Source organism: Pseudomonas sp. GV047 (assembly GCF_003058245.1).
GTDB classification, from domain to species: Bacteria; Pseudomonadota; Gammaproteobacteria; order Pseudomonadales; family Pseudomonadaceae; genus Aquipseudomonas; species Aquipseudomonas marginalis.
Genome location: NZ_QCWA01000013.1, coordinates 139,479 through 159,758, shown reverse-complemented (window position 1 = coordinate 159,758; position 20,280 = coordinate 139,479). Strand labels below are relative to the sequence as shown.

Genomic DNA, 20,280 nt, shown 5'->3' with positions numbered 1-20,280 from the left:
TGATAGACAGATAAGACCTGATTACCATGGCTCTACTGCAAATCGCCGAACCCGGCCAAAGCCCTCAACCGCACCAGCGTCGCCTGGCGGTGGGGATTGACCTGGGCACCACCAATTCCCTGGTTGCTGCCTTGCGCAGCGGCCTGTCCGAGCCGCTGCCCGATGCCGATGGCCAGGTGATCCTGCCGTCCGCCGTGCGTTATCACGCTGATCGCACCGAAGTCGGTGAGTCAGCCAGGTTGGCGGCGTCTACCGATCCTTTGAACACCGTGCTGTCGGTCAAGCGCTTGATGGGCCGTGGTCTGTCCGACGTCAAGCAATTGGGCGACCAGCTGCCGTACCGCTTTGTCGGTGGCGAATCCCATATGCCGTTCATCGACACCGTCCAGGGCCCGAAAAGCCCGGTGGAAGTGTCGGCGGATATCCTCAAGGTGCTGCGCCAGCGCGCGGAAACCACGTTGGGTGGCGAACTGGTCGGCGCGGTGATCACCGTCCCGGCGTATTTCGATGATGCCCAGCGCCAGGCCACCAAGGACGCGGCGAAACTCGCCGGCCTGAACGTGTTGCGCCTGCTCAACGAGCCTACCGCTGCGGCCGTGGCCTATGGCCTGGACCAGCATGCCGAAGGCCTGGTCGCTATTTACGACCTGGGTGGTGGCACTTTTGATATTTCGATCCTGCGCCTGACTGGCGGCGTGTTCGAAGTACTGGCTACCGGTGGCGACACAGCCCTGGGTGGCGATGACTTCGACCACGCCATCGCGGGTTGGATCATCAGCAGCGCCGGCTTGTCCGCTGACCTGGATCCGGGCGAGCAGCGTAACCTGCTGCAAACGGCCTGTGCCGCTAAAGAGGCGCTGACTGACGCTGCTTCTGTTGACGTTTCCTACGGCAGTTGGTGTGCCAAGCTGACTCGCGAAGCCTTCGATTCGCTGATCGAACCGATGATCGCCCGCAGCCTGAAAGCCTGCCGTCGAGCCGTGCGTGACTCCGGTATCGAGCTGGAAGACGTCGGTGCCGTGGTCATGGTCGGCGGTTCAACCCGTGTGCCGCGGGTTCGCGAAGCCGTTGCCCAAGCCTTTGGTCGCCAGCCGCTGACGGAAATCGACCCGGACCAGGTGGTCGCCATTGGCGCCGCCATCCAGGCCGATACCCTGGCCGGTAACAAGCGTGATGGCGGCGAATTGCTGTTGCTCGACGTCATCCCGCTGTCCCTGGGGCTGGAAACCATGGGTGGCCTGATGGAGAAGGTGATTCCGCGCAACACCACCATTCCCGTCGCGCGCGCCCAGGACTTCACCACCTACAAAGATGGCCAGACGGCCATGATGATTCATGTGCTGCAGGGCGAGCGCGAGCTGATCAGCGACTGCCGCTCCCTGGCGCGCTTTGAATTGCGCGGCATCCCGGCCATGGTCGCGGGTGCGGCGAAGATTCGCGTGACCTTCCAGGTCGACGCCGACGGCCTGCTCAGCGTCGCCGCGCGTGAACTGGCGTCCGGCGTGGAGGCCAGCATCCAGGTCAAGCCGTCCTACGGCCTGACTGACGGTGAAATCGCCAAGATGCTCAAGGATTCGTTCCAATACGCCGGCGACGACAAGGTCGCGCGCGTACTGCGCGAGCAACAAGTGGATGCCCAGCGCCTGCTCGAAGCGGTGCAGGGCGCCCTGGATGCCGACGGCGAGCGCCTGCTGGATGCCGAAGAGCGCATGGTCATCGACCTGCAGATGCAGGAACTGGCCGAACTGATGAAAGGCAACGATGGTTACGCCATCGAGCAACAGACCAAGCGCTTGTCGCAGGTCACTGACGCCTTTGCTGCCCGCCGCATGGATCAGACGGTAAAAGCCGCACTGGCCGGGCGCAACCTGAATGAAATCGAGGAATAATTAATGCCGCAGGTCATTTTTCTGCCACACGCCGAGCATTGCCCGGACGGTATGGTTGTTGAGGCTGAGACCGGCAAGTCCATCCTCGAAGTTGCCCATGACAACCACATCGAGATCGAAAGTGCCTGTGGGGGTGTGTGTGCCTGCACCACCTGCCACTGCATCATTCGCGAAGGCTTCAATAGCCTGGAAGAGGCCGATGAGTTGGAAGAAGATTTTCTTGACCGCGCCTGGGGCCTGGAAGCCACTTCTCGCCTAAGCTGTCAGGCCAGGGTCGGGACTGAAGACATTACCGTCGAAATTCCGAAATATTCGCTCAACCATGCGGCCGAAGCGCCGCACTGATTCAAGGAAGTGTCATGAGTCTTAAATGGGTTGATGTGCAAGAGATCGCTATCCTGTTGGCCGACGGCAACCCGGATATGGATCCCTATTCCCTGAATTTTGTTGCTTTGCGTGACATGGTCATGGCCTTGCCAGGCTTTGATGATGAGCGCGATCGCGGTGGCGAAAAGGTCCTGGAAGCTATCCAGACTGCCTGGAAAGAAGAACAGGACTGACGCCTCCCTTACGCAGTTAGGCAATACCCAAGAACCCGCGTATAATTCGCGGGTTTAATTTTTCGTAAATTACCGTTTCTGGAGTTACACCATGGCTGTTCAACGTACTTTCTCCATCATCAAGCCTGACGCAGTTGCAAAAAACGTCATCGGCGAGATCACCACTCGTTTCGAAAAAGCCGGCCTGAAGGTTGTAGCTTCGAAACTCAAGCAACTGTCCAAGGCTGAAGCTGAAGGCTTCTACGCTGAGCACAGCGCTCGTGGCTTCTTCGGCGACCTGGTTGCCTTCATGATCTCCGGTCCTGTTGTTGTTCAGGTTCTGGAAGGCGAAAACGCCATCGCTCTGAACCGTGAGCTGATGGGCGCTACCAACCCTAAAGAAGCCGCTGCCGGCACCATCCGTGCTGACTTCGCTGACTCCATCGACGCCAACGCTGTACACGGTTCGGACTCCGAAGCCGCTGCTGCTCGCGAAATCTCGTACTTCTTCGCAGCTACCGAAGTAACCACTCGCTAAGCATCGGCTTAAAGAGTGAGGGTGAATCCATGACGACATCGACTGTAAAAACCAACCTGCTGGGTCTGACTCAACAGGAAATGGAAAAATTCTTCGACTCAATCGGGGAGAAGCGTTTCCGTGCCGGTCAGGTAATGAAATGGATTCACCACTTTGGCGTCGACGATTTCGACGCCATGACGAACGTCAGCAAGGCCCTGCGCGACAAGCTCAAGGCTATTGCTGAAGTGCGTGGCCCCGAAGTGGTCAGCGAGGACATCTCCAGCGACGGCACCCGTAAGTGGGTGGTGCGCGTAGCGTCCGGCAGCTGCGTCGAGACCGTGTACATTCCCCAGGGCAAGCGCGGTACCTTGTGCGTTTCGTCCCAGGCAGGCTGTGCCCTGGACTGCAGTTTCTGCTCCACCGGCAAGCAAGGCTTCAATAGCAACCTCACCGCCGCCGAAGTGATCGGCCAGGTGTGGATTGCCAACAAATCCTTTGGCAGCGTCCCGGCGACCGTCGACCGTGCCATCACCAACGTGGTGATGATGGGCATGGGTGAGCCGCTGCTGAACTTCGACAACGTCATCGCAGCCATGCACCTGATGATGGACGACCTGGGCTACGGCATCTCCAAGCGCCGTGTGACCCTGTCGACCTCCGGCGTGGTCCCGATGATCGATGAGCTGGCCAAGCACATCGACGTCTCCCTGGCGTTGTCGCTGCACGCACCCAATGACGCATTGCGTAACCAATTGGTGCCGATCAACAAGAAGTATCCGCTTAAGATGCTGCTCGAATCCTGCCAGCGTTATATGGCGACCTTGGGCGAGAAACGTGTGCTGACCATTGAGTACACCATGCTCAAGGATGTTAACGACAAGGTCGAACACGCGGTCGAGATGATTGAACTGCTCAAGAACACCCCGTGCAAGATCAACCTGATTCCGTTTAACCCGTTTCCACATTCTGGTTACGAGCGGCCAAGCAACAACGCCATTCGCCGTTTCCAGGATCAACTGCACCAGGCCGGCTACAACGTCACCGTGCGCACCACCCGTGGTGAAGACATCGACGCCGCCTGTGGTCAATTGGTCGGGCAGGTGATGGACCGCACCCGCCGCAGCGAGCGCTATATCGCCGTGCGTGAATTGAACGCCGCCGACGATCTGCCGCAAATTGCTGTGAATCGAATCTGAGAGAGGATCTCTATGCCCTTGCGCCTTGCGCTGCTTTTGCTGGTTACCGGCCTCGCCGCCGGTTGTGTTTCATCGGGCCATGACAGCCCTTTGCAAACCGGCAAGGGCCGTGACGAGGCGCGGGTTGCCTATGTGCAACTGGGGTTGGGTTACCTGCGCCAAGGCATGAGCGAGCAGGCCAAGGTGCCGTTGAAAAAAGCCCTTGAACTGGACAGCGACGATGCCGACGCCAACGCTGCGCTGGCCCTGGTGTTTCACGCCCAGGCCGAGCCTGAGCTGGCTGACCGGTACTTCAACAAAGCTCTGGCCGCACGGCCTGCCGATCCGAAACTGCTGAACAATTACGGCAGTTTCCTGTTCAAGCAAAAGCGTTTTGACCAGGCCGCCCTTTATTTCCAGCAAGCCAGTACCGATACCCTCTATCCTGAGCGCGCGCGGGTGTTCGAGAACCTTGGGGTGACCTCGATGCGCCTCGGCCAGCGCGACAGCGCACGCCAGCAGCTGGAAAAAGCCCTGCACTTGAACGGCCATCAGCCACGAGCGTTGCTCGAAATGGCTGAGTTGTCCTACGAAGACAGGCATTATGTGCCGGCACGTGACTATTACGAGCGTTTTAGCCTGCTCAGCGGGCAAAATGCACGTAGTCTATTGCTCGGCGTGCGCCTGGCGACGGTTCATGAAGAACACGACACGGCCGCACGTTTTGGCCAGCAACTCGAACGACTCTATCCCGGTACGCCGGAATATCAGCAATACCTGTCGGAGCAATGATGAAAGCGGCGCACCCGGAAGTTGTAGCAGCTAATCGCGTAAACCCAGGCGACACCTTGCGTCAGGCCCGCGAAAGCAATGGTTGGTCGCTGGCGGAAGTGGCCCTCAAGCTCAATTTGACCACCACCTCCCTGGGCAACCTTGAGGCCGGCGCATTCGACAAGCTGCCTGGGCATACCTTCGCCCGTGGCTATATCCGCGCCTACGCCAAGTTGCTGGGCATCGACCAGGCCGTGTTGGTCCAGGAGTTCGACCAGTTCACCGGCACCGACTCCCAGGGCAGCAACGTGCATGGCCTGGGTCGCATCGAAGAACCGGTGCGGGTTTCCCACACAATCCTGCGTATTGTCAGCCTGTTGTTGCTGATCGCCGTGATCGGCGGCGGTTTCGTCTGGTGGCAAGACCAGACGTCCCAGCGCAGTAAGGACCTGACCAGCAACGCCATGGAGCACGTCGAAGTCGAAAGCGCCGACGGCACCACCCAGATTCATCCGCTGGATGAGCCGGAAGACCAGGCCGTAGCCCAAGGCCAGGCTGCCCCCGAAACCCCGGCCGCCGCTGAACCGTCCGAGCCGGAAAGTGCCCCGACCGCCGCCGTACCGGCCCCAGTGACACCGACCGCGCCAACTCACACGCCCGCGGCTCCGGTTGCCCAGGCTCATACACCGGCTGCTCCGGTCCCGGCGCCAGCGACTACGGCGCCAACCGCTCCGGCAGCCCCTGCGATTTCACCACCCACCACCCCTGCGTTGATCGCCGGTGACGGGCGTGTACAAATTACCTTCGTCGCTGACTGCTGGACGCAAGTCACCGATGGCAACGGCAAAGTGCTGGTCAGTGGTCTCAAGCGTAAGGGCGATACGCTCGACCTGGGCGGCAAGCCTCCTTTGACGCTGCGTCTGGGCTTCGCCCGTGGCGCGCAAGTGGCCTACAACGGCCAGCCTGTAGACGTAGCGCCGTTCACCACTGGCGAGACCGCTCGCCTGAAGTTGGGACAATAGTCATGCACGGCGAATCTCCAATCAAACGTCGCGTATCGCGCAAGATCTGGGTCGGCTCGGTGCCGGTGGGTGGCGACGCCCCCATCGCGGTACAGAGCATGACCAACAGCGACACCAATGACGTTGCCGCTACCGTTGCCCAGATCAATCGCCTGGAAGCGGCCGGGGTAGACATCGTTCGGGTATCCGTCCCGGACATGGACGCTGCCGAGGCTTTCGGTCGCATCAAGCAGCTGGTCAAGGTGCCGCTGGTTGCCGACATTCACTTCGACTACAAGATCGCCCTGCGCGTGGCCGAGTTGGGTGTCGATTGCCTGCGCATCAACCCGGGCAACATCGGTCGTGAAGACCGTGTGCGCGCTGTGGTGGACGCTGCTCGTGATCGCGGGATCCCGATCCGCATCGGCGTCAACGCCGGTTCCCTGGAAAAAGACCTGCAAAAGAAGTACGGCGAGCCGACCCCGGCAGCGCTGGTCGAGTCTGCACTGCGTCATGTTGAACACCTCGAACGCCTGAACTTCCAGGACTTCAAGGTCAGCGTAAAGGCCTCCGACGTGTTCATGGCGGTGGAAGCCTACCGCCTGCTGGCCAAGGAAATCGTGCAGCCGCTGCACCTGGGGATCACCGAAGCCGGCGGTTTGCGCTCAGGCACAGTGAAATCTGCGGTGGGTCTCGGTATGCTGCTCGCCGAAGGGATTGGCGATACTATCCGCATCTCGTTGGCGGCAGACCCGGTAGAGGAAGTGAAAGTCGGCTACGACATTCTCAAATCCCTGCGTTTGCGTTCCCGCGGTATCAACTTCATTGCCTGCCCGAGTTGCTCGCGGCAGAACTTCGACGTGGTAAAAACCATGAACGACCTTGAGTTGCGCCTCGAAGACCTGCTGGTGCCGTTGGATGTTGCAGTGATCGGTTGTGTGGTCAACGGCCCGGGTGAAGCCAAGGAAGCCCATGTGGGCTTGACCGGCGGTACACCGAACCTGATTTACATCGACGGTAAGCCGTCGCAGAAGTTAACGAATGACAATCTGGTGGATGAGCTGGAAAAGCTGATCCGCGAGAAAGCGGCCGAAAAGGTCGCGGCTGACGCAGCGCTGATCGCTCGCGGCTGATTGAACGAATTTAAGGATTTGATGTGAGCAAGTCTCTGCAAGCCATTCGTGGCATGAACGACATCCTGCCGGAGCAAACGCCGCTGTGGCGCTACTTCGAGGGGACTGTCGCGCGCCTGCTGGATAACTACGGTTACAAGCAGATCCGCATGCCGATCGTCGAGTTCACCGAGCTGTTCAAGCGCTCCATCGGTGAAGTGACCGACATCGTCGAAAAAGAGATGTACACCTTTGAAGACCGTAACGGCGACTCCCTGACCTTGCGTCCGGAAGGTACCGCCGCGTGCGTGCGCGCCGTGCTTGAGCATGGCCTCACCGGTGCTGGCCAGCCGCAGAAACTGTGGTACATCGGCCCGATGTTCCGTCACGAACGTCCACAGAAAGGCCGTTATCGCCAGTTTCATCAGATCGGCCTGGAAGTGTTCAACATCGACGGCCCGGACATCGACGCGGAGCTGATCGTGCTGACGTGGCGCCTATGGGGCCTGCTGGGCATCCGCGACGCGGTCAAGCTTGAGCTCAACAGCCTGGGCACCAGTGAATCCCGCGGCCGCTATAAAGTGGCCCTGGTCGAGTACCTGTCCGCCCATCTGGACAAGTTGGATGAAGACAGCCAGCGTCGTCTGAAGACCAACCCGTTGCGCGTCCTCGATACCAAGAACGCCGACACCCAGGCCGTGCTGGTCAATGCGCCGAAAATGGCCGATTACCTGGACGACGAATCCCGCATTCACTTCGAAGGCCTCAAGGCTCGTCTGGACGCGGCCGGCATTCCGTTCGTGATCAACACCAAGCTGGTGCGTGGCCTCGATTACTACAGCAAGACCGTGTTCGAGTGGGTCACCGACAAGCTCGGCGCCCAGGGCACCGTGTGTGCGGGCGGCCGTTACGACGGCCTGGTCGAGCAGATGGGCGGCAAGCCGACCACCGGCGTGGGCTTCGCCATGGGGATCGAGCGGCTGATCCTGCTGCTGGAAACCCTGGAGCAGGTTCCGGAAGAAATCTCCCGTCAGGTGGACGTGTACCTGTGCGCCTTTGGCGAGGCCGCCGAACTGGCCGCCCTGGCCCTGAGCGAAAAAGTACGTGACCAGTTGCCCAACCTGCGCCTTCAGGTCAATGCCGGCGCAGGCAGTTTCAAGAGCCAGTTCAAGAAGGCCGACAAGAGCGGTGCACTGTACGCACTGATCCTTGGCGATGACGAGTTGGCCCAGCAAGTGATAGGTTTCAAACCCCTGCGTGGCCAGGGCGAGCAACAGAACATTGCCTTTGATGCGCTCGCTGCGCACTTGGCCACCTGCGTCGTGCAGGGTTGAAGCTGTCGAACAGCCGAATTTAGCGATTAAGGAGTATTGGGGTGTCGAGTACTGATGATGAGCAGTTGGCCGAGTTCAAGGACTGGTGGCAGCGTAACGGCAAGCCTCTGGTTACTGGCGGTCTGCTGGCTTTAGTGGTGGTGTTCGGCTGGCAAGCCTGGACAAAGTATCAGGCCAACCAGTCCCAGGGCGCCTCGATCGTTTATCAGCAATTGCTGGAAACCACCCTGACGCCGGACGGCAAGCCCGACCCTGCGCAGGTTGCAGACCTGGCAGGCAAGTTGAAGAACGAATTCGGCGGCAGCACCTACGCCCAATACGGCAGCCTGTTCGTCGCGAAAGTCGCGGTCGATACCGGCAAGCTGGATGACGCCGCCGCAGAACTCAAGGCCATCGCCGACAAGCCGACCAACCCGACCCTGGGTGAAATCGCGCGTCAGCGCCTGGCCCAGGTATTGGCGGCACAGAACAAGGCTGACGAAGCACTCAAACTGCTCGACGGCGATGCGGACAAGGCATTTGTAGCCACTCGCGAAGAGCTCAAGGGCGACCTGTTGGTCCAATTGGGTCGTACCGACGAAGCCAATGCTGCGTACAAGAAAGCCAAGGCGGCGCTGTCTGATGAAGCGGCGGTCGGTGGCTTACAAATCAAGCTGGACGACTTGGCCAAAGGGGATGCATGACGTGATCCGTTGGAAACATGCAGCATTGCTGGCTCTGGCCGTTCTGGCCGCGGGTTGCAGCAGCAACAGTAAAAAAGAACTGCCTCCGGCCGAGCTGACCAGCTTCAAGGAAGAAGTCGTCCTGCAAAAGCAATGGAGCCGCTCCATCGGTGATGGCCAGGGCGAGACCTACAACATGCTGGTGCCGGCAATCGACGGTGACAACATTGTGGCCGCTGACGTAACCGGCGTGGTGATCTCCATGGATCGCATGAACGGCGACGTGAAGTGGAAGAAAGACCTCGAATTGCCTGTATCCGGCGCCGTAGGCGTGGGTTACGGCATGGTCATGCTCGGCACGCTCAAGGGCGAAGTCGTGGCGCTGGACTCCAGCACCGGTGAAGAGAAATGGCGCGCTCGCGTGACCAGTGAAGTCCTCGCACCGCCTGCCACCAACGGCGATATCGTCGTGGTGCAAACCCAGGATGACCGTGTGATCGGCCTGGACGCCAGCACCGGCGAACAGCGTTGGTTGTACGACAGCACCCCGGCGGTGCTGACCTTGCGCGGTACCAGTGGTCCGGTTGTGACCAACAATCTGGCCGTTGCAGGCCTGTCGACCGGTAAAGTAGTCGCCCTGGACACCAGGAACGGCGTGCCGGCCTGGGAAACCCGTGTGGCCATCCCCCAAGGTCGTTCCGAGCTGGATCGCGTAGTGGACATCGACGGTGGCTTGCTGCTGTCGGGCGAAACCCTCTACGTCGCCACTTACCAGGGCCGCGTTGCCGCGCTGGACCTGCAGAGCGGCCGGGTCAACTGGCAGCGTGATGCTTCCAGTTATGCGGGTGTCGCCCAAGGGTTTGGCAGCGTCTACGTAAGCCTGGCGTCCGGCACCGTTGAAAGTGTCGACGAGCGTTCCACCACTGCACTGTGGAGCAATGACTCCCTGGCCCGTCGTCAACTGTCGGCTCCGGAAGTGTTCTCCAGCTATGTAGCGGTCGGCGACTTCGAAGGCTACCTGCACCTGCTGAGCCAGGTGGATGGTCGTTTTGTAGGTCGTGAGCGTATCGACAGCGACGGCCTGCGTGCCCGTCCGCTGGTGGTGGGCAACATGCTTTATGTTTACGGCAACAGCGGCAAGCTGGAAGCCCTGACCATCAAGTAAAGGTTTGACTATGCTTGGGGTAAAACCCAGGCGGCCCCGCTTCGGCGGGGCATGCGGCATTTGAATATGCTGCCCCGAGCACCAGCCGCTGCCTTGCAGCGGCTTTTGTATTTTCTGAAATAACGAAGTGGAGAGCCGCATGGTTCCCGTAATCGCCCTGGTGGGCCGACCTAACGTCGGCAAGTCCACCTTGTTCAACCGCCTGACCAGGACTCGTGACGCCATCGTCGGCGACTTGTCCGGTCTGACCCGTGATCGCCAATACGGTGAGGCAAAGTGGCAAGGGCGCTCCTACATTATTGTCGACACCGGTGGTATCTCCGGTGATGAGCATGGCATGGACGAAAAGATGGCCGAGCAGTCCCTGCTGGCCATTGAAGAAGCCGATGTCGTGTTGTTCCTGGTGGACGCCCGCGCGGGCTACACCGCTGCCGACCAGATGATTGGCGAGCACCTGCGCAAGCGCAACAAGCGTTCCTATCTGGTCGCCAACAAGATCGACAACATCGACCCTGAGGCGGCCCGTGCCGAATTCAGTCCGATGGGTCTTGGCGACGCGATCCCGGTCGCCGGTGCCCACGGTCGCGGCATCACCCAGATGCTGGAAATCGCCCTGCGCGACTTCCCCAAGGATGACGCCGAGGAAGAAGAAGGCGAAGAAGAGGTCGTTGCCGAAGGCGAGGAAGCCAAGCGCATTCCGGGTCCAAGCGAAAAAGACGGTATCAAGATCGCGATCATCGGCCGCCCGAACGTGGGCAAGTCGACCCTGGTCAACCGTATGCTCGGTGAAGACCGGGTAATCGTCTACGACCAGCCCGGCACCACCCGCGACAGCATCTACATCCCGTTCGAGCGTAACGACGAGAAGTACACGCTGATCGACACCGCCGGTGTGCGCAAGCGCGGCAAGATCCACGAGGAAGTTGAAAAGTTCTCCGTGGTGAAAACCCTGCAGGCGATCAAAGACGCCAACGTGGTGATCTTCGTCATGGACGCCCGCGAAGGCGTGGTGGACCACGACCTCAACCTGCTGGGCTTTGCCCTCGAAGCCGGTCGGGCGCTGGTTATTGCGATCAACAAGTGGGACGGCATGACGCCGAGCGAGCGCGATTTCGTCAAGATCGAGCTGCAGCGCCGCCTGTTCTTCGTCGAGTTCGCCGATATCCACTTTATCTCGGCCCTGCACGGCACGGGTGTGGGTAATCTCTACGCTTCCGTACAGAACTCGTTCAAGTCCGCCGTTACCCGTTGGCCGACCAACCGTCTGACCCAGATCCTCGAAGACGCCGTTGGCGAGCACGCGCCGCCGATGGTCAACAACCGCCGGATCAAGCTGCGTTACGCCCACTTGGGTGGTGCCAACCCGCCGATTATCGTGATCCACGGTAACCAGATCGAGAAGGTACCCAAGTCCTACGTGCGTTACCTGGAAAACACCTACCGCCGCGTCTTGAAACTGGTCGGTACGCCGATCCGTATCGAGTTCAAGGGGGGCGAGAACCCATACGAAGGCAACAAGAACACATTGACTGACCGTCAGGTGAACAAGAAGCGTCGTTTGATGACTCACCACAAGAAGGCCGACAAGAAGCGTCGCGACAAGAAATAGCAGCCGCTTCACGTTGTAAGTTACAGGCTGCAAGAGAGGGCTCCTTTGGAGCCCTTTTTTGTGCCTGGCGGTTTGTCGCTTGACCTGCTTGCAGCTTGCAGCTTAAAACTTGCAGCTCACCCGAAGGGGGCTCCCATGATCACCAGCAAGCTGCCAAATGTCGGCACGACCATTTTCACCACCATGTCGCAACTCGCTGCCGAAACCGGCGCGCTCAACCTGTCCCAGGGGTTTCCCGACTTCAATGGGCCTCAGGCTTTGCTCGATGCCGTGGGCAAACATGTTGCCAGCGGGCACAACCAATATTCACCGATGACCGGCTTGCCGGCCTTGCGCCAGCAAGTGGCGGCCAAGATCGCCCGCAGCTATGGCGCCACGGTGAATGCCGACAGTGAAGTGACCATCACCCCCGGCGCCACCGCCGCGATCTTCTGCGCGATCCAGGCGGTGATTCGCACTGGCGATGAGGTCATTGTGTTCGACCCCTGCTACGACAGCTATGAGCCCTCGGTCGAACTGGCCGGTGGCCGCTGCGTGCATGTGCAACTGAGCCTGCAAGGCTTTGCATTGGACTTCGAGAAGATCAAGGCCGCGCTGTCGCCACGTACGCGCATGATCATCCTCAATACCCCGCACAACCCAACCGGCGCGCTGATCAGCCGCGCTGAGCTGGACCAGTTGGCCGAACTGATCCGCGACCGCGATATCTACCTGGTCAGTGACGAGGTCTACGAACACCTGGTATTCGACGGCGTGCCCCACGTCAGCGTCCTGGCCCATGAAGAGCTGTACCCGCGGGCGTTCGTGGTCAGCTCCTTCGGCAAAACCTACCACGTCACCGGCTGGAAAACCGGCTACGTGGTCGCGCCACCGGCCCTGACGGCCGAACTGCGCAAAGTGCATCAATACGTCAATTTCTGTGGTGTGACCCCGTTGCAGTTCGCGTTGGCCGATTTCATGGCTGAACACCCGGAGCACGTCGATGAACTGCCGGGGTTCTACCAGGCCAAGCGCGACCTGTTCTGCGACCTGCTGGCACCGTCGCGCTTCAGCTTTACCCGGGTGGCCGGCACCTACTTCCAGTTGGTCGATTACTCACAAATACGTCCGGACCTGGATGACGTCGCCATGTCCCTGTGGATGACCCGCGAGCATGGCGTGGCGACCATCCCGGTCTCGGTGTTCTACCAGAGCCCACCGCAAGGCCAGCGCCTGGTGCGCCTGTGTTTTGCCAAACGCGAGGAGACGCTGCGACAAGCGGCTGAAAAACTATGCGTGATTTGACGGCATTGCCTGACTTGAATATCGCCCTGGTCCAGACCACCCTGGCCTGGCACGACCGCCAGGCCAACCTCGAGCATTTCGAGGGGCTGCTGGAGCAGGCCCGCGGCGCCGACCTGATCGTGCTGCCGGAAATGTTCACCACCGGTTTCTCCATGGCGTCGCAAACCCTCGCCGAGCCGGAAAACGGCCCGACCCATCAGTGGCTCCAGGCCCAGGCTGCGAAGTACAACGCTGTGATCACCGGCAGCGTGATCATCCAGGCCGCTGATGGCAGCCACCGCAACCGCCTGTTGTGGGCGCGGCCGGATGGCGAGGTGTTGCACTACGACAAGCGTCATCTGTTTCGTATGGCCGGTGAACACAATCACTACACCCCCGGCGAGCGCCAGGTGCAGTTCGAATTGAAAGGCTGGCGTGTTCGGCCGCTGATTTGCTACGACCTGCGTTTCCCGGTGTGGAGTCGGGATGCCCAGGACACTGACTTGCTGCTCTACACCGCCAATTGGCCGGGGGCGCGGCGCCAGCATTGGAACCGCTTGTTGCCGGCGCGGGCTATCGAGAACCTGTGCTACGTAGCGGCGGTGAATCGAGTGGGCACCGACGGCAAGGGCTTTGCCTACACCGGTGATAGCCAGGTGCTGGATTTCCAGGGTGAGAGCCTGCTGAGTGCGGGGGAGGCGGACGGGGTGTTCCAGGTGTGCCTGGGCGCGGCTGAACTGGCGGCGTATCGCACCAGGTTTCCGGCGAACCTGGATGCCGATAGCTTTCAGTTTGTCTGACAGGCCGTTATCGGGGGCAACCCAAATCTGAAACTCAATAAAAAAGGCCCCTGGGTGCTCACCCAGGGGCCTTCTGTATGACGGCGAAGGTTACGCCGCTTTCGCTTCCTGCTGGCTCAACGAGCGGTTCAGTGCACTGAACAGTGCCTTGAAGCTCGCTGTGGTGATGTTTTCATCAATACCCACGCCATGCACCGGGCGTTCACCGTTCACACGCAGTTCGATATAGGCCGCGGCCTTGGCGTTGGTGCCTGCGCCGATGGCATGTTCGTTGTAGTCCATGATCTCCACCCCAATTGGCAGGCCGGCCACCAGCGCTTCCAGTGCGCCGTTGCCTTTGCCTTTCCAGTGCAGGTTGGTTTCGCCCTGGCCCTTGCCCGAGACTTCCACTTCGACAAAGCTGTTGCCGTTCTCTTCCTGCAGGCGATGGCTGACCAGCGCATACGGGGTGTTGGCTTGCAGGTATTCACGCTGCAGCAAGGCGTAGATCTGCGGTGCGGTCATCTCCAGGCCCACACGGTCGGTTTCGGCCTGGACCACCTGGCTGAACTCGATCTGCATGCGGCGCGGCAGGCTGATGTCGTATTCCTGCTCCAGCAGGTAGGCGATGCCGCCTTTGCCCGACTGGCTGTTCACGCGGATCACCGCCTCGTAGCTGCGACCGATGTCGGCCGGGTCGATCGGCAAATACGGCACTTCCCACAGCGCATCCTCTTTCTGCTGGGAGAAGCCCTTGCGGATCGCGTCCTGGTGAGAACCGGAGAAGGCGGTATGCACCAGATCGCCGACGTACGGATGACGTGGGTGTACCTGGATCTGGTTGCACTCCTCGACGACTTTACGCACGCCGTCGATGTCGGAGAAGTCCAGCTGCGGGTCGAGGCCTTGGGTGTACATGTTCAACGCCACGGTGACGAGGTCGACGTTACCGGTACGCTCGCCGTTACCGAACAGGCAACCCTCGACACGGTCCGCGCCGGCCATCAGGCCCAGCTCGGTGGCGGCTACGCCGGTGCCACGGTCGTTGTGGGTGTGCAGGCTGATGATCACGCTGTCACGACGATTGATATGGCGACCGAACCACTCGATCTGGTCGGCATAGATGTTCGGCGTGGCGCACTCGACGGTGGCCGGCAGGTTGAGGATCATCTTGTGCTCAGGCGTCGGGTTCCAGACCTCGATCACCGCGTCACAGACTTCCTTGGCGAACTCCAGTTCGGTAGCGCTGAAAGTCTCCGGCGAGTACTCGAAGGTCCACTGGGTTTCCGGCTGCTGGGCGGCGTACTTGACGAACAGCTTGGCCGCGTTGACCGCGATGGCCTTGATGCCGTCCTTGTCCTGGTTGAACACGATGCGGCGGAACGACGGCGACGTGGCGTTGTACAGGTGCACAATGGCCTTTTTGGCGCCGCGCAGGGATTCGAAGGTGCGTGCGATCAAGTCTTCACGGCCCTGGGTCAGCACCTGGATGGTGGTGTCCTCGGGGATGTGGTTGTCTTCGATCAGGGTACGCACGAAGTCGAAGTCGGTTTGCGATGCGGCAGGGAACGACGCCTCGATTTCCTTCACGCCGACCGCGACCAGGGTCTTCCAGAAGCGCAGCTTTTTCACCGCGTCCATCGGCTCGATCAGCGACTGGTTGCCATCACGCAGGTCGGAACTGCACCAGATCGGCGCGGTGGTGATGGTTTTGGAAGGCCAGGTGCGGTCCGGGATATCGATGGTCGGAAACGCGCGGTACTTCGAAGACGGGTCTTTGAGCATGCTCATCGGGAAATCCTTTGTTGTAGGGGCCGAGAAAAGGCGGCCTGCCGTAGAACTGTTTTTAGGGATAAAACGTAAAGACGAGGCAGATCGATTCAGCCTGGCAGTCGTGCGCTGACGAGGCACAGGCTGCGGTGCTGGCGAAGCTGGATGAGGGTGTGAGAGGTTTTCATGGATTTAACCCTAACCGCGGGGGATAGGAGATGGCAAGCGCTCAAGAAAAATTGATATAAAATCTACGATTTCGCATTTTTGTAGGTTTTTATTGTTTGTTTTTTGGTTTTTTGTGGTTTTTGTTTTGCTCATCTTCGTGGGTGCGCAATGGGTGGTTGCCGTACGGCGACGTCAGCGCCGGTACGGCATCCTGGGTTGCCTGCTACGGTAGTCGTAGATCATCAACGTTTTGCTTGAATTCAATATCCGGTTGTAAATCGGCGAAACTTGGGGAGGTAGTGGCTTTCGCGCCTGGGGGGATCGCCAAGCTTTTTGCGCCCTGGGGAGCCTCGATAATCGAGATTCCGACCCCTTTGTTCAACTCGGCAACCCCTGGAACACCGGCGGCCGTATTCATGTGCACGTTGCCAACCAACGCCACCCATTTCTCCCCCGGTGGTGTCTTCCCGATGATTTTTGTCGCGTAGTAATTGAAGTCTGACAAGCGCTCTTGGACGTAGCCTTGGTTACCAGCCCTGGCCGCGAAGTTATCGCTATGGGCTGTGAGGTAAGGATGCTCGAGCCCTATGACCTTAATGCCGTGTTTGTCGGCTTCCTGAATGAGGTCATACGGGGTCGGACTGTTTGGTGCATAGGTTGAGTAATTGTAAGGGCGGGGAAAGGCATATCCCGCATCCTGAGGTTGATAGGCGCCGGCGCCGAACACTGGAGAGCCCTCGAAGTACGGGGCATTTTCGAGATAAATCGTTGTGACTCCGTTTGCTTTTAAGTTCGCCATGTTTTCAATGATGAACTTGTAGCCCCCTGGCTCGTGGTGAAGTTCGCCTATGACCAGGCCATTTACATCGGCTGGCGCCAAGGTCGATTTAATCAGCTGGGCCGACGTCGCATTCTCAGGGATGGCTGGAATGGCAGGCCGTGCCGGCAGTTGCCCCGCACTCATGCGGGCAAAGAAGTCCTGCACGTCACGCCTGAACCAACGCCTCAGTTGCCCGGTGGTGGCCGCGTTCCCGTCGAAGTCTCTGGCCGCTTGGCCACTGAGCACGCGATCCATATATTCGTCGCCCGGTGGTGAAGTTCGTCCTCTGTGCCTTTTGGCGCCGGGCAACTCACTCAGGCGCCATTCCCCTGTCCCGGTTGATTCCATGAACGCCACATTCTTGTAGATGCTGGGGGCATCCGACGGCACTTTGGGGTCGATAATACTGACCCGCCCATGCCTGGCGTTGAACACAGAATAAATCTGGTAGGGGCGGTTGATTCCGGTGCTGTCGGTATAGCGGATGTAACAGTTTTCTCCCACTTGATAAATGCCATTGGCGTTTGGTCGGACGCCTCTAAGCGTGTCTTCAGGGACGGAGTAGGCGCTCAGGTCTCGCGGTGGCGTAACGGAATGCACGACGGGGCTGGGGATTGCCTGGGACGCCCTGATGCCCGCGCTGGTCGAAGGGACGGCAGGCGGGACAGGCGCGCCGGGCGGGGGCGTTCCCTGGGTGAGCAGCGACCTTGCGACGGGAGCGACGGGGACGGGCGTTCCCGCCGCGCGAAACACCGGACGCAAAGGCGTGCTCGGCACATTGGGCAGGCCTGATGCAAGCGCGGTGAAGTCGGCGAAAAGGTTGACCCGGCCGCCGCGTGTGAGCAGCCCACCGGGCAAGTGCCGGGCATTGCTCTGGATGGCTTTCAGTGCCGCTCGGCCGAGCCGACTGCCCACCTTCACCCCGGTAGAAATGCCCCGGCCGATGACCGGTATGAGGTCCAGAAACAGGCTGCCCACCTCCACGCCAAACATGATCTTGTTACGCATCGATTCGGCGTTCACTTCTGCACTGCTGGTTGACTGGAAGTCGGCTTTATCGATTAGCAGGCGCGTCTGTTGAGTGAACAATTCATCGTGGATGTCTGTTTCCATCGGCTTTAGGGTTATGGAATCGGGGAGACGTTTTCTTGCATTGTCCAGAATCTCGGCGGCTGCAAGAAGATCGGTGCCCCCACTGGTGGCGACTCGGCGCGCAGCGTCCACGGATTGCTGAAAATCGTTCTTTTCCGTTGGCGATTTTCTGCTCTGGGTATAGGCCTGCCATTCTTTCTTCTCCAGCAACGTCGTCAATGCGTCCAGGTTGGGCAGTTCCCTGAACGCCAGTCCGTCGGGGGCTCCGGGGCTGTAGAGCACTACAGAAGCGTCCGTTTGATTGCCGATGACCATCACGCCGCGAACCGGTTGGCCCAACTGGAGCAGGGTGTTGGCAACAATCGTTTGTCCATCCACCTCCGCACGCTGGGCCGGGTCCGGATGATCCAGGACCGCGTTGATCCACTGTACGCCCCGCTTCAAGGTCTTGTCGGTGCTGGCATCGGCTTGGAACCCACTGGGGTTGAGTTGTGCCAGGAACGCTTCTTTCTCCATCAAGTCGGCATTGCTGGCCTTCCACGTCTTGTGTAAATCAGCCGCCGGCCCCGATTCGGCATCCGGTGCCATGCGCGTCTCCAGCAGCTTGGTGTATTCGCCACCCACATCCGCAGTGTTGACCAGGCGCTTGAGTTGTTGTGTATCGAGGGTGATCGGCCGCTTCTGATCATCTAGAACCGGTGAGCCCTTGGTGTCTTGCAGCGCCAGGGTCATGGTGGTCTCGGTGTGCTTGTGGCTTTCGCCCATTTCCCATTGGCTTGGGTTTTTCAGGGCCAGGTCGGACAGTGGCAGGTAGGTGGTGGTCGTGGAGGGGGGGTGTGGAATACCGGAGCGACCGAGGTGGAAACGCGTCTTGGTGACTACTTTAACCATCAGTTGATCGGCGTCCACATTGGCCTGGGGGTAAGCCTGTTTCAGCGCTTCATTCATTTGCGACGTGGCAAAGCTGGATAAGGACGGAATGTTTTCCAGCAGGGATGCGAGTTGTTCAGCGCTCTTTGTCGCTTTCCCTTCCACGTGGCTGTAGAGCAATTCTTGAGCAGGGCTGAGGTTTTTCAACCAGCCCGGCTGGCCTTTCTCGGCCAATTTCTCGTTACGCGCAAGCATGGCGTTGCTGCCGTCGACTTGTGCCGACCAGTCAGCGGCATCATCCAGGGCCGTCATGAGCGTGGGCCCCAGCGTTGGTGCGGGGCTTGATGGCCGCTGCGGGGTGAATGTCCTGGCCATCAACGCATCGACTTCCGCGCCCTGGCGCTGGAGCAGCAAATTTATCCCCTCTGCCTGCACATCCCCGGCCAGGGGCGCCACGCCTAGCATCAAGTCATCCCCCGTAGGCGGCGACGCGCGGTTTTGCAGCGAAAGCGGCAGGCTTTGCCTCAACAGCTCGGCGGCCGGCCCGCCGCTGTCGAGCCGTTGCGCCAGTGCTTCGCGTAACAGTGCCGGGGTTGCGAACTCCTCGAAACCTTCGCTGGGGGTATAGAGCACCACGGGGCCATTCTGGTCGTTGAGCTTAATCTCCCGACCGGTGGCAGGCCAGGTCGGGGTGGACGCTGAAGAGCCATCCTTGCTGGTGATCATGAACGCACCGGCGAAGGCTGCACCCTGTACTGTGCCGTCATCAATGGTGATGGGGTACACACCGGGTCTTGATCCTTCAGGCAGTTTACTTTCCCGTTCCTCTAGAGACGGGTAGCGCAGCGCGTTGTCGATCAACTCTTTACTGGCCGGGCTCAGCGTGCCGTCCATCTTGCGGATGGCTGCCAAGGTCGACAGTTGATGTTTGTGGACCCATAACAGTTGGTCCTGTGGCGAGGGCGAGTTCGCTGAAAGCTGGGGCGTGGTCCAGTATTCCCGAAGCGTCTGAGCGTACTCGGTGGCAATGCTCCTGGCGATGGTGTGCAGCGAGGCGGTGGGCTGGAGGACATTGGCGGCCTGATCGGGCGCAGGCTGGGTCACGAATTCGGTCCTGACCCCCGGTGTCTCGAATAGCTGTTTGCTCGGGTTGGCATAGATTTCCCGAATCGCGCGGCTCAAGGCAGTCATTATTGGCTCGGAGGATTTCAACTGTTCTACGCCGTTGCTTGACGTATAGCTATTGAACGAAACCTTGTCCGGGTCGAGGGGATTCAGTTGAGGAAACGCCTGTGCCAGCCGTGTCTGCAAAAAGCTTTTGAAATCAGGACGCTGGCGTTGTTGTGAGGCCATCTCGTCCATGAGGCCGGAGTACTGTTCATTCAGTAACTGCAGATCGCCGATCTTGAAGTGATTCGAGAGAGGGCTGCGGATGGCAGTGGCGGGATTTATGCCCGACGAGTAAGGGGCGGAGAGGCTGGCGAGTCCCCGTACGGACGAACGAGACCTGGCGGGGGCGGGTTGTGGGCCTGGGCTGTCGTTCTGGGCTGCTGGCGTAGATGATGCGGGACGAGCAGGTGGAATATCGATTTGGGGTGGCGCGGGCCTGAGGTCATAGATATGCATTAAGGAAACTCCACAAGACTTGCTTTATGTGTCCTTGTGAGCGAATTGTCCTCCCTGGGATTCGGTGTGTGGGTGGCAAGTCAAGCGATGAAGGTTCCTTCAAGAATAGGTGGGA

General features: G+C 59.9%; 16 protein-coding genes. 14 read left to right on the top strand and 2 right to left on the bottom strand.

Annotated features, from left to right (window positions below):
- Positions 1–26: 26 nt before the first annotated feature.
- The 14 genes from hscA to C8K58_RS26880 all read left to right on the top strand — a co-directional run bounded on the left by hscA (position 27) and on the right by C8K58_RS26880 (position 13,840).
- Positions 27–1,889 carry a Fe-S protein assembly chaperone HscA gene (hscA, locus tag C8K58_RS26945; protein WP_108574640.1) on the top strand — a complete coding sequence of 621 codons (1,863 nt, stop codon included), beginning with the start codon at positions 27–29 and terminating at the stop codon, positions 1,887–1,889.
- 3 nt (positions 1,890–1,892) lie between these two features.
- Positions 1,893–2,234, top strand: a complete 342-nt coding sequence (gene fdx / locus C8K58_RS26940) for an ISC system 2Fe-2S type ferredoxin (protein ID WP_027605415.1) — start codon at positions 1,893–1,895, stop codon at positions 2,232–2,234.
- A 14-nt stretch (positions 2,235–2,248) separates the two neighbouring features.
- Positions 2,249–2,449 (top strand): Fe-S cluster assembly protein IscX, encoded by a 201-nt coding sequence (gene iscX, locus C8K58_RS26935; RefSeq protein ID WP_017846180.1) that lies wholly within the window; start codon positions 2,249–2,251, stop codon positions 2,447–2,449.
- Between the two features lie 91 nt (positions 2,450–2,540).
- Positions 2,541–2,966, top strand: a complete 426-nt coding sequence (gene ndk / locus C8K58_RS26930) for a nucleoside-diphosphate kinase (protein ID WP_017846179.1) — start codon at positions 2,541–2,543, stop codon at positions 2,964–2,966.
- Positions 2,967–2,995: 29 nt separating this feature from the next.
- On the top strand, positions 2,996–4,144 hold the full coding sequence (gene rlmN / locus C8K58_RS26925) for a 23S rRNA (adenine(2503)-C(2))-methyltransferase RlmN (protein ID WP_027605416.1): 1,149 nt from the start codon (positions 2,996–2,998) through the stop codon (positions 4,142–4,144).
- Positions 4,145–4,156: 12 nt separating this feature from the next.
- Positions 4,157–4,915: a type IV pilus biogenesis/stability protein PilW gene (gene pilW / locus C8K58_RS26920; protein ID WP_098478812.1), complete on the top strand. Its 759-nt coding sequence runs from the start codon at positions 4,157–4,159 to the stop codon at positions 4,913–4,915.
- Entirely contained in the window at positions 4,915–5,916 is a 1,002-nt protein-coding gene (locus C8K58_RS26915) for a RodZ family helix-turn-helix domain-containing protein (protein ID WP_027605418.1), read from the top strand. The genes pilW and C8K58_RS26915 overlap by 1 nt, the downstream gene beginning before the upstream one ends.
- A gap of 2 nt (positions 5,917–5,918) precedes the next feature.
- Positions 5,919–7,028 (top strand): flavodoxin-dependent (E)-4-hydroxy-3-methylbut-2-enyl-diphosphate synthase, encoded by a 1,110-nt coding sequence (gene ispG, locus C8K58_RS26910; RefSeq protein ID WP_003175952.1) that lies wholly within the window; start codon positions 5,919–5,921, stop codon positions 7,026–7,028.
- Positions 7,029–7,051: 23 nt separating this feature from the next.
- Positions 7,052–8,341, top strand: a complete 1,290-nt coding sequence (gene hisS, locus C8K58_RS26905; protein ID WP_027605419.1) for a histidine--tRNA ligase — start codon at positions 7,052–7,054, stop codon at positions 8,339–8,341.
- Between the two features lie 41 nt (positions 8,342–8,382).
- Complete coding sequence (locus C8K58_RS26900; RefSeq protein ID WP_027605420.1) at positions 8,383–9,024, top strand: YfgM family protein; 642 nt, start codon at positions 8,383–8,385, stop codon at positions 9,022–9,024.
- Positions 9,017–10,168 carry an outer membrane protein assembly factor BamB gene (bamB, locus tag C8K58_RS26895; protein WP_027605421.1) on the top strand — a complete coding sequence of 384 codons (1,152 nt, stop codon included), beginning with the start codon at positions 9,017–9,019 and terminating at the stop codon, positions 10,166–10,168. Before C8K58_RS26900 ends, bamB begins: the two co-directional genes overlap by 8 nt.
- A gap of 139 nt (positions 10,169–10,307) precedes the next feature.
- Complete coding sequence (der, locus tag C8K58_RS26890; RefSeq protein WP_027605422.1) at positions 10,308–11,777, top strand: ribosome biogenesis GTPase Der; 1,470 nt, start codon at positions 10,308–10,310, stop codon at positions 11,775–11,777.
- Positions 11,778–11,912: 135 nt separating this feature from the next.
- Positions 11,913–13,061, top strand: a complete 1,149-nt coding sequence (locus C8K58_RS26885; RefSeq protein WP_027605423.1) for a pyridoxal phosphate-dependent aminotransferase — start codon at positions 11,913–11,915, stop codon at positions 13,059–13,061.
- Positions 13,049–13,840: an amidohydrolase gene (locus C8K58_RS26880; protein WP_027605651.1), complete on the top strand. Its 792-nt coding sequence runs from the start codon at positions 13,049–13,051 to the stop codon at positions 13,838–13,840. The genes C8K58_RS26885 and C8K58_RS26880 overlap by 13 nt, the downstream gene beginning before the upstream one ends.
- Positions 13,841–13,930: 90 nt before the next feature.
- On the opposite strand, the gene leuA is transcribed toward C8K58_RS26880, so the two are convergent.
- Both leuA and C8K58_RS26865 read right to left on the bottom strand, forming a co-directional pair.
- Positions 13,931–15,610: a 2-isopropylmalate synthase gene (leuA, locus tag C8K58_RS26875; protein ID WP_027605424.1), complete on the bottom strand. Its 1,680-nt coding sequence runs from the start codon at positions 15,608–15,610 to the stop codon at positions 13,931–13,933.
- A 370-nt stretch (positions 15,611–15,980) separates the two neighbouring features.
- Positions 15,981–20,165: a membrane-targeted effector domain-containing toxin gene (locus C8K58_RS26865; protein WP_133822151.1), complete on the bottom strand. Its 4,185-nt coding sequence runs from the start codon at positions 20,163–20,165 to the stop codon at positions 15,981–15,983.
- Positions 20,166–20,280 lie beyond the last annotated feature (115 nt).